Genomic DNA, 12,580 nt, shown 5'->3' on the forward strand with positions numbered 1-12,580 from the left:
ACAACCGCGGACCGGCGGAGCCGACGGTCTTGGGGGGGGGTGGTTGTGTGCACAGCGCCCCCCCACCGCCCGAAAATGGGGCTTTGACCAGGCGATTTGTAGTCACCCTGCACTCGTTTGGTACTCTTCTTCTCGGCCGGAACACGGCCTCGGAGTCACCCAGACACGAGGTCGAAGGTGCTGGTCATTGGGGTATGGTGTAATTGGCAACACAGCTGATTCTGGTTCAGCCATTCTAGGTTCGAGTCCTGGTACCCCAGCGGAGAAAGCTCCAGCTTCGACTCACGCCCATAAGGCAAGAGAAGAATCCTCCTCGCGACGGCGAGCAGGTTCGCCGGACGCTCATCCAGGCGATTTGGTCGCCGAGCCTCGGCCGGTTAAGCTTGCCGAGCCTGATCGAGAGATCAGAACGATCGAAAGATCACCCGGATACACCTCAGCCAGAGGTTGATCCAAGTCCTGGCCCCGTCGTCTAGCGGCCTAGGACGCCGCCCTCTCAAGGCGGTAGCGCGGGTTCGAATCCCGTCGGGGCTACGCAGAATGGAAGGCTCATGCTCACGAAGAGCGTGAGCCTTTTTCTGCTTCGCATTGTTTTCTGGGGGTGCAACCCCCAGACCCCGCCCGGAGGGCTTCGCCCCCGGACCCCCGCTGCCGGGCACCCGTCCCGGGGCGGGTTCTCACCGGCCCCGAACCCCGCCGGAGGGATTCGCGTCCGGATCCCCGCTGTCGGGCACCCGTTTCGGGGCGGATTCTCGCCGGCCCCAGACACTGCCGGAGGGCTTTGCCACCGGAGGGCTTCGTCCACGGACCCCTGGGGGGTGCTTCGCTTTTCGGGATGTAGTCCGCATACTCCGCCCGGGAGGCTTCGTCCCCGGACTCCCTTCGGGGCGTGCTCTCTTTGGGATGCGAACCGTACATCCCGCCCGAAGAGGCATCCCCGGACTTTCTCGCGGGTGCTTCGCGCTCTGGGTGCTTCGTGCCGGGGGAGTTGGGGGGAACGGCCATGTCCTCTGTGGAGGTCCTGCGTGAGGTGGCCGATCGAGCGACGTTGCCGGTGAGGATGCGTTGGTGGGAGAGTCGCCTGGAAGGTGGCTGCGGTGTGGGGGTTGTTGCCGGTCGGCCGCTGGAGACACGCTGAGGGCCTGCGGGGCTGGTGGCTGAAGCAGGTTCTCGGCTGTTCGCGGCGAGCGGGATCTCGAGGCTTCGCCGGCTGGGCTGCTGTTCGTTGTCGCGGCTGATCGCCGCGTTTCGTGCCTTGCGGCCGAGGTGAATCGCCTACCGGCCTGGCCGGGCTTCCCGCGCCAGGCCGGCGGCTCGGTGGCACTTATCCGCTCTTGCGGCGGAACTCGCGTTTGTGGCTGGCGTTGCCGTGCGGGCCGGTTGCCTTGGAGTGGCCGTCCAAATGATCGGCGGAGCGGGCGTGGTGCTCGTTCTTGCGTTCCAGTGCCTCCCGGAATTTGCGCTTCACTTCGTCGGCGCTGCTATGGGAACCACTCGATTCCGACATGGTGTGCTCCTTGTGGTCGGGCCGAGACCGCGCCCGGCGAGCGGGGGCGGTGCCCGGCCGAAACGTCTCGAACACCTCGACGCTAGCCCGCCGCGGCGGTCCTGTCAGGTGGATTAACCGGGGCCCGAACGCGTCAGGCGGAATTCAGTCGTCCAGCGCGTGCGCGGTGGTGCCGCCCAAAGGCATCTCGGGCAGACCGAGCTTGCGGTGATCCCAGCTCCTGATACGGTCGGCGACCACCCGCACCGCCACCCGCTTGTTGAGCATGGTCTCCACGAACGGGCGCATCTCCTCGCTGTAAGGGCCCGTATAACGCTCCCAGACGCTCACACCGACCGCGAAAAGCATCTCCGGATCATCGATGATCTCCGCGCGGCCCTCGATCGACACACCGCGCAACGTGTCGTAGGTCTGGCCGGCCTCCACCATGCACGTCACCCGCGGATCGCGGCGCATGTTCACCGCTTTCTGCGACTTGGCCTTGGTTTCGAACCACAACTCCGGCAGGCCGCCGTCCGCAGTATCGATCAGCGCGTACCACATCGCGGTCAGATGCGGTGCGCCGCTCGCACCAAGGGTGGCGAGCGTGGCGACGCGGCTGCGCGTCAAGAAATCGGTGATCTCGCTGTCGGACATGACGATCTGCGACCGTTGATTGACTCCCATGGGTCGACTGTAGTGAGGGCGGGTGCCCTCGGGTAGAGCAGCCGCTCCGGGCGGCCGGCGGCAGCGGTAGCGCAGCGGATTTCAGAGCCGCTTGTGCAGGGCGTCGGCGGCGGCCACCAGATCGGCCGCCCACCGGGCGCCGGGCCTGCGTCCCATGCGATCGATCGGGCCGGACACCGACACCGCGGCCACCACCGAACCACCGGGATCGCGCACCGGCGCCGACACGCTGGCCACCCCGCTGGCCCGCTCGGCGGCGCTCTGCGCCCAGCCACGCTTACGGACCTCGGCCAGCGCGCGTTCGCTGTAGACGGCGTCGGCGAGGATGGATCGCTGCAATTCCGGATCCGCCCACGCGACCAGAACCTTCGCCGCCGAACCCGCGGTGAGCGGCAGCCGCGCCCCGATGGGCACGGTGTCGCGCAGACCCGCAGGCGGCTCCAGCGCGGCGACGCACACGCGGGCGTTACCGTCACGGCAGTACAGCTGCACGCTCTCGCCGGTGATCTCGCGCAACCGCGGCAGAATGGCCGAGGCCGCGTCGTGCAGCGGATCGCTGGCGCCCGCCGCCAGCTCGGCCAGCGCCGGACCGGCGCGCCAGGAACCGCTGTTGTCCCTGCTCAGCAGCCGGTGCACCTCGAGGCCGACGGCCAGCCGGTGGGCGGTGGCGCGGGGCAGCCCGGTGCGTTCGCACAGTTCGTTGAGGCCGCACGGTTGCTCGGCCACCGCATACAACACGGCCACCGCTTTGTCCAGGACGCCGATACCGCTATGCTGTCTCATAGAACGATATTAGCGTCTCGCATGCTGAGATTCCTAGCCTCGGGTTCCAGGTACCGGGATTCCGGGCTCTCGGATCACTGAATGCGAATTCCCCTCATGTCGCGCATCCGGCGCCGCCAGCCCAGAGCGGCACACCGGATGCCAGCCCGAAAGGTGATCGATACATGGCACGCACGCTGGCCGAGAAGGTATGGGAACAGCACGTCGTCGCCCGTGGTGAAGGCGAAGGCGCCGCGCGTGAACCCGACCTGATCTACATCGACCTGCACCTGGTGCACGAAGTGACCAGCCCGCAGGCCTTCGACGGCCTGCGCGCCGCAGGCCGCCAGGTGCGCAGGCCCGATCTCACCATCGCGACCGAGGACCACAACGTCCCCACCATCGATATCGATAAACCGATCGCCGATCCGGTCTCGCGCACCCAGGTGGAAACGCTGCGGCGTAATTGCGCGGAATTCGGGGTACGCCTGCATCCGATGGGCGATCTCGATCAGGGCATCGTGCACGTGGTCGGTCCGCAGCTGGGATTGACCCAGCCGGGAATGACGGTGGTGTGCGGCGACAGCCATACCTCCACGCACGGCGCTTTCGGCGCGCTGGCCATGGGAATCGGCACCAGCGAGGTCGAACACGTGCTGGCCACCCAGACATTGTCGCTGCGCCCGTTCAAGACCATGGCGATCACCGTCGACGGCACGCTGGCGCCCGGCGTCACGAGCAAGGACCTGATCCTGGCCGTCATCGCGCAGATCGGCACCGGCGGTGGACAGGGCTATGTGCTGGAATATCGCGGCGAGGCCATCAGGAACATGTCGATGGAAGCGCGGATGACCATCTGCAACATGTCCATCGAGGCGGGCGCCCGGGCCGGCATGATCGCTCCGGACGAGACGACCTACGAATTCCTCAAAGGCCGCCCGCACGCGCCGCAGGGGGCCGACTGGGACGCCGCGGTGGCCGCCTGGGAGGCGCTGAAGACCGACGAGGACGCGGTTTTCGACGCCGAGGTGCACATCGATGCCGATCAGCTGACCCCGTTCGTCACCTGGGGCACCAATCCGGGGCAGGGCGCCCCGCTGGGCGACCGGGTCCCCGACCCCGCCCAGATCGCCGATGAATCGGCTCGTGAGTCCGCGGAGAAGGCACTGCGATACATGGATTTGGTGCCGGGTACCCCGCTGCGCGAGGTCGCGGTGGACACCGTATTCGTCGGATCGTGCACCAATGGCCGGATCGAGGATTTGCGGGCCGTCGCCGAGGTTTTGAAGGGCCGCAAGGTGGCCGACGGAGTCCGAATGATGGTCGTACCGGGTTCTATGCGGGTGCGAGCACAGGCGGAAAAAGAAGGACTCGGCGAGATTTTCACCGCCGCCGGCGCGGAATGGCGCCAGGCCGGTTGTTCGATGTGCCTGGGAATGAATCCCGATCAGCTCGCCCCCGGCCAGCGCTGCGCGTCCACCTCGAACCGGAACTTCGAGGGCAGGCAGGGTAAGGGCGGCCGGACCCACCTGGTGTCGCCGCTGGTCGCCGCCGCCACCGCGGTGCGCGGAACGCTGTCCTCGCCTGCGGATCTGGACTGACCCGCCAGTAAGTCGCCCCGTCGAAGCCGAATCAGACTCAGGAGAATCAGATGCAAGCCTTCACCGTGCACAAGGGGATCGGGGTTCCGCTGCGCCGATCCAATGTCGATACCGATCAGATCATCCCCGCGGTCTATCTGAAGCGGGTCAGCCGAACCGGATTCGAAGACGGTCTCTTCGCGGCCTGGCGAACGGATCCGGACTTCATTCTGAACACCGAACCCTTCAATCGGGGCAGTGTGCTGGTGGCCGGCCCGGATTTCGGTACCGGATCCTCCCGTGAGCACGCGGTATGGGCACTGTCGGACTACGGCTTTCGGGTGGTCATCTCGTCCCGTTTCGCCGACATCTTCCGGGGCAATGCGGGTAAGGGTGGTCTACTGGCCGCGCAGATGTCACAGAACGATGTCGAAATGCTCTGGAAGTTGCTCGAGGAACAGCCCGGACTGGAATTGGTTGTGGACCTCGAGGCGCGCACGGTGACGGCAGGAACCATCGTGTTGCCGTTCGATATTGATGACTACACCAGGTGGCGTCTGCTGGAAGGTTTGGACGACATCGGGCTGACCCTGCGGCGTAGCGAGCAGATCGCCGAGTTCGAAAAGGCAAGGCCAAGTTGGAAACCCACAACCCTTCCGGCGCATATTTCGCAGACGTAATCACCTGCGGCGGTTAGCTGGGCGCCGACCGGGGCGGTAGCTGTACGTGTGCTAAACCACATGAATTTTGGCGTGGCACATAGACTCTTGCCCAAAGTGGGTTTACCGTGGTACCTAGTCGGTCCGACGACGGGCCATTAGTCTGCGGAGGATTCAATGAACAAGGCGGAACTGATCGACGTTCTGACCGAAAAGTTGGGTACTGACAGGCGCACGGCCACCGCGGCAGTCGAGCATGTGGTCGACACCATCGTGCGCGCGGTGCACAAAGGTCAAAGCGTCACCATCACCGGATTCGGAGTATTCGAACAGCGCAAGCGCGCGGCCCGTGTCGCGCGGAACCCGCGCACCGGCGAAACCGTCAAGGTGAAGCCCACTTCGGTGCCCGCGTTCCGTCCCGGTGCCCAGTTCAAGGCCGTCATTGCCGGAAAGCAAAAGCTGGCGGCCACCGGGCCCGCGGTGAAACGCGGTGTGAATGCGCCGGTCGCGGCCAAGAAAACGGCCGCGAAGAAGACCGCTGCCAAGAAGACCGCGGCGAAGAAGGCGGCCACCAAGGCCCCCGCCAAGACCACGGCTCGCAAGGCAGCCACCAAGGCGCCGGCCAAGACCACCGCGCGCAAGACGACGGCCACCAAGACGGCCGCGAAGAAGGCGCCCGCCGCCAAGAAGACCACCACGGCGGCCAAGAAGGCGCCCGCCAAGAAGACGACGGTCGCGAAGAAGACCGCCGCCAAGAAGGCTCCCGCCGCCAAGAAGACGACGACGGCGGCCAAGAAGACCACCGCCAAGAAGACCGCGGCGAAGAAGGCTCCGGCCCGCCGCGCACGCTGATCCGACGTCAGGCGCGTAACTCAGCCCGTCGCGCGCGGACGCCAGTCCACCGGGTGGATACCTCCACCCGCGGTACCGAACGCGAAACGGCCCCGGGAGATCCCCGGGGCCGTTCGTCGTATTCGAGGCAGCCGCGCGGCTCACTCGGGGGCGTCGGGCCCCACGTCGATCGACAGCGACCGGTCCAGATGATCGGCGGCCACCAGCCGGCGGTCGACGAACGACAGGACCCACACGCTGCCCTTGCGGTTGCGGGCAGGCGGCAGCGTCACACCGTCGCGTTCGGCCCACCAGCTCATCAGATCCGGGATCACCGCGCCCTGGCTGCACAGCACGCGCACAGCGGTATCGGAGACCAGTTCGCGGGCCCGTTCGCGCGCCCGGTCCGGTGCGGCCGCATAACCGGATTCCGACAGCAGCGGTTCGATTCCGATCGCCACGTCCAATTCCCCGGCCAGTGGCTGCACCGTCTGCACACAGCGCAACGGATCGGCGGAATAGATCTCGCTCGCGCCGAAAGCGAGCAAATTCGGCACAAGGGCCAGCGATTGTTTGCGTCCGGCCCGTTCCAGCGGTCGTTGATCATCGGGGCCGTTGAACCGGTCGCGCCGCCCGGCTTTCGCGTGCCGGACCAGCAGCAGCGTGCTCGTCGCCGCGGGTAGCCGGGTGAATGCGCGCACGACCTGCCGATCCATCGGATACGACAGCTCATCCATCACCTGATCCAGCCGCAGCCAGACCAACTCGTCGACCTCGGCATTGGCTTCGAAGGCGCCATCGATCACCTGGGCGGCCCAGTAATAGACGCGTTTGAGCTTGCGATGGCCCGGCACCGGATAGGTGACGTGGCCGAGATAGCGGCCGAGGCGGCAGCGCAGCCCCGTCTCCTCGGCGACCTCGCGCGCCGCGGCGAGCACCGGGGTCTCGCCGGGATCGAGTTTGCCTTTCGGTAGCGACCAATCCTGATATTTCGGGCGGTGGATCACCGCGATCTCGACCGCACCTGACCCGTCGGGTGCGTGCCGCCAGACGACGGCACCGGCGGCGTGGATATTGGCCTGCATCCGGGAATCCCGGAACAACCCACCATTGGTGGCGAAACCGGTCGTCGCGCTCACTGCTGATCCGGCCGCCGCAATCGCATCAGATACGCCTGATGATCCCGGACCTGCGCGCCGTCGTCGGCACCGCTGCGTTCGGGCCAGGCCTGCCAGCTGCCATCGGGTTGCAGTACCCAGCACCTGGTCATCGGATCGAGCGCCGAATCGAATACCGAACCGAGCCGGTCGCGCAGTTTCGGATCCTTCACCTGGGCCATGACTTCCACCCGCCGGTCCAGATTGCGGTGCATCATGTCGGCGCTGCCGATCCAGTACTCGTCCTGGGCCTGGAAATGCATGATCCTGGAATGCTCGAGGAACCGGCCGAGAATCGAACGCACCTCGATGTTGTCGCTCATTCCCGGTACACCGGGGCGCAGCCCGCAGATTCCGCGCACCACGACCTGTACCGGTACCCCGGCCTGCGAGGCGCGATACAGCGCGTCGATGACCTGTTCGTCGACGATCGCATTGGCCTTCAGCCGGATTCGGCCCGGCTGCCCGTTCTGAGCGAGTTCGATCTCGCGCTGGATTCGCTCGATGATTCCGGCGCGCACACCGGTCGGGGCGACGAGAATATTGCGGTAATCGGACTTGCGCGAATAGCCGGTCAGCGAGTTGAACAGATCGGTCAGGTCGGCGCCGATTTCCGGTGCGGCGGTGAGTAATCCGACGTCCTCGTAGAGCCGCGCGGTCTTCGGGTTGTAGTTGCCGGTGCCGATATGGCAGTAGCGGCGGATGGTGGCGCCCTCGCGGCGCACCACCAGGCAGGTCTTGCAGTGGGTCTTGAGGCCGATGAGCCCGTAGACCACGTGCACGCCGGCCTGCTCCAGCGTCCGTGCCCATTTGATATTGGCCTGCTCGTCGAAGCGCGCCTTGATCTCCACCAGTGCGACGACCTGCTTGCCCGCCTCGGCGGCGTCGATGAGCGCGTTGACGATCGGCGAATCGCCGGAGGTGCGGTAAAGGGTCTGCTTGATCGCCAGCACCTGCGGGTCGGCAGCGGCCTGTTCGATGAACCGCTGCACGCTGGTGGAGAACGAATCGTAGGGGTGGTGCACCAGCACGTCCCCTTCGCGCAGCGCGGCGAACACATTGCGCGGGGTCTCCCGCTCACCGAACGCGGGTGGGGTCGCGGGCACATAGGGCGCGTCCTTGAGGCCGGGACGGTCCACCCCGTACACCTGCCACAGGCACGACAGATCCAGCAGACCAGGCACCTGGATGACGTCGCCGGGATCGACTTCCAACTCGCGCAGCAGCAGTTCGAGCATGTGCTCGGTCATATCGTCGGAGACCTCGAGCCGCACCGGCGAGCCGAACCGGCGCCGGGCCAGTTCCCGCTCCAGGGCTTGCAGCAGATCTTCGTCGCGGTCCTCGTCGACCTCGAAGTCGGCGTTGCGGGTGATGCGGAACGAATGATGTTCCACCACCCGCATGCCGGGGAACAGCTGATCCAGGTGCGCGGCGATGAGTGCCTCCATCGGCAGGAACGCTGCCACCGCACCGGAACCGGAATCGGTGCGGCGCACCCGCACGAACCGGTCCACATTGTCGGGCACCTTGACGCGGGCGAAATGCTCACCGCCGGTAGTAGCGTCCTGCACCGTCACCGCGAGGTTGAGGCTCAGGCCGCTGATATAGGGGAACGGGTGCGCCGGATCCACCGCGAGCGGGGTGAGGACGGGAAACACCTGATCCTGGAAATGCGCCGAGAGTCTGCGCCGCTCGGCCTCGTCGAGATCGGCCCAGTCGATGATCGCGATGCCCTCGGCGGTGAGCGCGGGCAGCACGTCATCGAGGAAGACGCGGGCGTGGCGATCGGCGATCTCCTGTGCCCTTGCCGCGATCAACTCCAGCTGTTCACTGGGGGAGCGGCCGTCGGCCGAACGCACCGAAAGCCCCGTCTCGGCACGGCGTTTGAGGCCGGCGACCCGGACCATATAGAACTCGTCCAGGTTGGAGGCGAAGATGGCCAGGAATTTGGCGCGCTCCAGCAACGGCAGCGACGCGTCCTCGGCGAGGGCCAGCACCCTGGCGTTGAAGTCCAGCCAGCTCAATTCCCGATTGAGGTAGCGATCGGCCGGCAACCGCTGGGCCGGGGAACCGGGCTGCAAGGGTGCCGCCGCCGGCGGTGGAGTGGGAAGCACCTGCTGCTGCTTGACGGTTTCGGTATCGCTCACGCCAACGATCATCCCTTACAAACCGGCCGGTGTGCAGCCTGACACCGTGATTGCCACGCGAATCACCCCCGCCGTGGCGACCGGCTAGCACACGTGCGGGACGGGGGCGTGAACACGGCCGCACCAGCCGATGTCGCGCAGCACCGAGCGGGTCTCGGCGCCGGCGCCGAGGGTGATCGCGCGGTCGAGATCGGCCGCGGTATCGACGTCGAGGCGCAGGCCCGGCCAGTCGCCGTCGAGCCGCACCGCACCCGCGGCGATGTGCCGTTGCGCCGACCCCGGACCGAAAGCCGGATCGAGTGCCACGGCGGCGCGGGCCAGCAGGGCCGCGGTACCGCTGCCCGCGTGATCGACCACGACCGAGCGGGCGGCGCGGGGCGCGCGGGCGAGCATGTCGGCTAGTTCGCCGGCGCGCAGCGCGGGCAGATCCGCCTGCAGGGCCAGCAGATCGACGGGGCCGTGCCTGCGGCGCAGCTCGTCGGCCGCCGCGCGCAGCGCCGAGTTGAGTCCGTCGGGATCGTCGGGACCGCCGGAGCCGGTCATGGGTTCGGGATGCACGCGCGCGCCGAGCCTGCCCGCGCGTTCGGCGACGGCCGGATCCGGGGTGACGACGGTGACCGAGGCGAGCTGCCCGACGGCCGTCGCGGCGCGCACGGTATCGGTGAACATCGCCAGCACCAGGTCCGCGCGCTCGCGCGGCGGCAGTCGATCGGCCAGGCGGGACTTGGCACGATCGAGACTCTTCACCGCGATCACGGCGTGCACGGTGTGCGAACGCATGGCCCCGATCTTTCCATGGCATATTGGGCTGATGACGAGGGCGGCAGTGCTTGGTGCGGGATCGTGGGGTACCGCATTCGCGAAGGTGTTGGCGGAAGCAGGATCGGACGTCACCATCTGGGCGCGCCGAGCGGAGGTGGCGGCGACGCTGAACGCCGAACATCGCAACCCGGACTACCTGCCCGGAATCCAGCTGCCGCCGGTGCGGGCCACCGACGATTACCATCTCGCCCTCGACGGCGCCGAACTGATCGTGCTCGCCGTGCCCTCGCAATCGCTGCGCGCCAATCTCGAGGTGTTCAAGCCCGCTATCGGCCCCGACACCACCCTGCTGAGCCTGGCCAAAGGCATCGAGACCGGAACGCTGCTGCGGATGAGCCAGGTGATCTCCGAAGTCACCGGCGCCGAGCCGAGCCGGGTCGCGGTGCTGTCCGGCCCGAATCTGGCCAGGGAGATCGCGGCCGGGCAGCCCGCGGCCACCGTGGTGGCGTGCAGCGACGCCGACCGTGCGGTCGCCGTCCAGCAGGCTTGCGCCACCGGATACTTCCGGCCCTACACCAACACCGACGTCATCGGCTGCGAAATCGGCGGGGCCTGCAAGAACGTCATCGCTCTCGCCTGCGGCATCGCCGCGGGCATGGGCCTCGGCGACAACTCCATCGCCAGCCTCATCACCAGGGGCCTCGCCGAAATCATCCGATTGGGCGTCGCGCTGGGAGCCGAACCGGTCACACTGGCCGGACTCGCCGGCGTCGGCGATCTGGTGGCAACCTGCACCTCGCCGCTGTCGCGCAATCGCTCCTTCGGTCATGTCCTCGGTGCGGGCGGATCCATGCAGGCCGCCCAGGAAGCCACTCATGGCCAGGTCGCGGAGGGTGTGAAGTCGTGCACATCGGTGCGGGCGCTGGCCGCCGCGCACGATGTGGAGATGCCGCTGACCAACGCCGTGCACCAGGTCTGTCATGAGGGAATGCCGGTGCCGGAGGCGGTCGGCAAATTGCTGGGTCGTCGGATCAAACCCGAGTAGTCCGGCGCGTGTACCCGGCCCCGCAACGGGTACGGTTCCGAGCATGACAAACCGGATCAGGGTGGCTGTGGTGTTCGGCGGGCGCAGTAACGAGCACGCCGTGTCCTGTGTGTCGGCCGGCGCCGTGCTGCGCAACCTGGACCCGGAGCGCTATGAGGCCGTCCCGATCGGTATCACCACCCAGGGCACCTGGATGCTCGGTGGCACAGATGTCGCCGCGCTCGGCTTCGGTGCGCAGAGTCTGCCCGCGGTCGACGACTCCGGCACCGAACTTTTGCTCGCCACCGATCCGAGCCGATCCGGCGATCTGATCCCGGTCGGCGATCCCGGTGCGGCTCTCGGCTCGGTGGATGTGGTCTTCCCCGTGCTGCACGGTCCGTTCGGTGAGGACGGCACGGTCCAGGGCATGCTCGAACTGGCGGGCCTTCCGTATGTCGGTCCCGGTGTGCTGGCCAGTGCGGCCGGTATGGATAAGGAATTCACCAAGAAACTGCTGGCGGCCGAAGGTCTGCCGATCGGCACGCAGGTGGTGCTGCGCTCCCGCGATGTGACGGTGAGCGAGGCCGATCGGGAACGGCTCGGATTGCCGGTGTTCGTCAAGCCCGCGCGCGGTGGATCATCCATCGGTATCACCAAGGTCACCGACTGGGCGGAGCTGGACGCGGCCATCGCGGCCGCGCGCGCCCACGACCCGAAGGTGATCGTGGAGGCGGGCATCGTCGGCCGCGAAGTCGAATGCGGTGTGCTGGAATTCCCGGACGGGCGCATCCAGGCCAGCGTGATCGCCGAGATCCGGATGCCCGAGGTGGACGCCGCGGCACCGGAGTTCTACGACTTCGAGACCAAATACCTCGACGACATCTGCGAATTCGATGTCCCGGCCAAGCTCGACGACGACATCAGCGACGAGATCCGGGCGCTGGCCGTGCGGGCTTTTCGCGCCCTGGACTGCCAGGGACTGGCGCGGGTCGACTTCTTCGTCACCGCCGACGGCCCGGTGATCAACGAGATCAACACCATGCCCGGCTTCACCGCGATCTCGATGTACCCGCGGATGTGGGAAGCCACCGGAATCGACTACCGCACCCTGGTATCCACGCTCATCGAGACGGCACTGGCGCGCGGTACCGGACTGCGCTGAGCGCGCGTACCCTCGATCCCATGCTGATGGCCATGACCATCCCTGGGCTCGCCCTGCTCATCATCGTGGTCGCCTTCGGGGACGTGATGTATCGCCGGATCACCGGTCGAACGGCGTTGCCCTGGATGCGCGGTGACGAGGACGGCCGCAGCGCGGGCGCGATCGGACTGGAACAGTTCGACGCGGTATTCGCCGCAGGCAGGCAACACCAATTCGAACAGCAGCAGATGGTGCTGATGTACCGGGAAGACGCGGGTGAGGGCGCACCCGGCGACGTCGGCGTCGATCTGCGTTCCGGAAAGGCGACGCTGCGCAAGGATTGA

At 67.1% G+C, this 12,580-nt stretch carries 12 protein-coding genes and 2 tRNA genes; 8 read left to right on the plus strand and 6 right to left on the minus strand.

The features are described from left to right. Positions 1-188 precede the first annotated feature (188 nt). Both AC5W7N_RS09355 and AC5W7N_RS09360 read left to right on the plus strand, forming a co-directional pair. Positions 189-260, plus strand: a tRNA-Gln gene (locus tag AC5W7N_RS09355). Positions 261-461: 201 nt separating this feature from the next. After that, positions 462-534 (plus strand) — tRNA-Glu (locus AC5W7N_RS09360). A 790-nt stretch (positions 535-1,324) separates the two neighbouring features. On the opposite strand, the gene AC5W7N_RS09365 is transcribed toward AC5W7N_RS09360, so the two are convergent. From AC5W7N_RS09365 to AC5W7N_RS09375, 3 genes are all read right to left on the minus strand, one after another. Further along, on the minus strand, positions 1,325-1,507 hold the full coding sequence (locus AC5W7N_RS09365) for a DUF5302 domain-containing protein (protein ID WP_163811558.1): 183 nt from the start codon (positions 1,505-1,507) through the stop codon (positions 1,325-1,327). A gap of 144 nt (positions 1,508-1,651) precedes the next feature. Beyond that, positions 1,652-2,173, minus strand: a complete 522-nt coding sequence (locus AC5W7N_RS09370) for a pyridoxamine 5'-phosphate oxidase family protein (protein ID WP_495923536.1) — start codon at positions 2,171-2,173, stop codon at positions 1,652-1,654. 81 nt (positions 2,174-2,254) lie between these two features. Beyond that, on the minus strand, positions 2,255-2,956 hold the full coding sequence (locus AC5W7N_RS09375) for an IclR family transcriptional regulator (protein WP_138447146.1): 702 nt from the start codon (positions 2,954-2,956) through the stop codon (positions 2,255-2,257). A gap of 164 nt (positions 2,957-3,120) precedes the next feature. On the opposite strand from AC5W7N_RS09375, the gene leuC reads away from it, so the two are divergent. From leuC to AC5W7N_RS09390, 3 genes are all read left to right on the plus strand, one after another. Beyond that, entirely contained in the window at positions 3,121-4,536 is a 1,416-nt protein-coding gene (leuC, locus tag AC5W7N_RS09380; RefSeq protein WP_163811562.1) for a 3-isopropylmalate dehydratase large subunit, read from the plus strand. Positions 4,537-4,586: 50 nt separating this feature from the next. After that, the gene (leuD, locus tag AC5W7N_RS09385; protein WP_036538454.1) at positions 4,587-5,195 is read left to right on the plus strand and encodes a 3-isopropylmalate dehydratase small subunit; all 609 of its coding nucleotides are present in this window, start codon (positions 4,587-4,589) and stop codon (positions 5,193-5,195) included. Positions 5,196-5,351: 156 nt separating this feature from the next. Further along, complete coding sequence (locus AC5W7N_RS09390; RefSeq protein ID WP_036538453.1) at positions 5,352-6,026, plus strand: HU family DNA-binding protein; 675 nt, start codon at positions 5,352-5,354, stop codon at positions 6,024-6,026. A 140-nt stretch (positions 6,027-6,166) separates the two neighbouring features. Here the strand turns inward: AC5W7N_RS09390 and AC5W7N_RS09395 are convergent, their stop codons facing one another. From AC5W7N_RS09395 to cofC, 3 genes are all read right to left on the minus strand, one after another. Next, entirely contained in the window at positions 6,167-7,090 is a 924-nt protein-coding gene (locus tag AC5W7N_RS09395) for an NUDIX hydrolase (protein ID WP_163811955.1), read from the minus strand. A 50-nt stretch (positions 7,091-7,140) separates the two neighbouring features. Further along, on the minus strand, positions 7,141-9,321 hold the full coding sequence (locus AC5W7N_RS09400) for an RNA degradosome polyphosphate kinase (RefSeq protein ID WP_163811565.1): 2,181 nt from the start codon (positions 9,319-9,321) through the stop codon (positions 7,141-7,143). A gap of 72 nt (positions 9,322-9,393) precedes the next feature. Continuing rightward, entirely contained in the window at positions 9,394-10,089 is a 696-nt protein-coding gene (cofC, locus tag AC5W7N_RS09405) for a 2-phospho-L-lactate guanylyltransferase (protein WP_495923537.1), read from the minus strand. Positions 10,090-10,120: 31 nt separating this feature from the next. Between cofC and AC5W7N_RS09410 the strand changes: the two genes are divergently transcribed. Genes AC5W7N_RS09410 through AC5W7N_RS09420 form a run of 3 tightly spaced genes read left to right on the plus strand, consistent with a single transcriptional unit; the run spans position 10,121 to position 12,580 of the window. After that, positions 10,121-11,116 carry an NAD(P)H-dependent glycerol-3-phosphate dehydrogenase gene (locus tag AC5W7N_RS09410; protein ID WP_163811569.1) on the plus strand — a complete coding sequence of 332 codons (996 nt, stop codon included), beginning with the start codon at positions 10,121-10,123 and terminating at the stop codon, positions 11,114-11,116. A gap of 43 nt (positions 11,117-11,159) precedes the next feature. Then, positions 11,160-12,257, plus strand: coding sequence for a D-alanine--D-alanine ligase family protein (locus tag AC5W7N_RS09415; protein WP_195019740.1), 1,098 nt, complete (start codon positions 11,160-11,162; stop codon positions 12,255-12,257). A 20-nt stretch (positions 12,258-12,277) separates the two neighbouring features. Further along, on the plus strand, positions 12,278-12,580 hold the full coding sequence (locus tag AC5W7N_RS09420) for a DUF6191 domain-containing protein (protein ID WP_194992006.1): 303 nt from the start codon (positions 12,278-12,280) through the stop codon (positions 12,578-12,580).

The organism is Nocardia sp. CDC519, assembly GCF_059509835.1.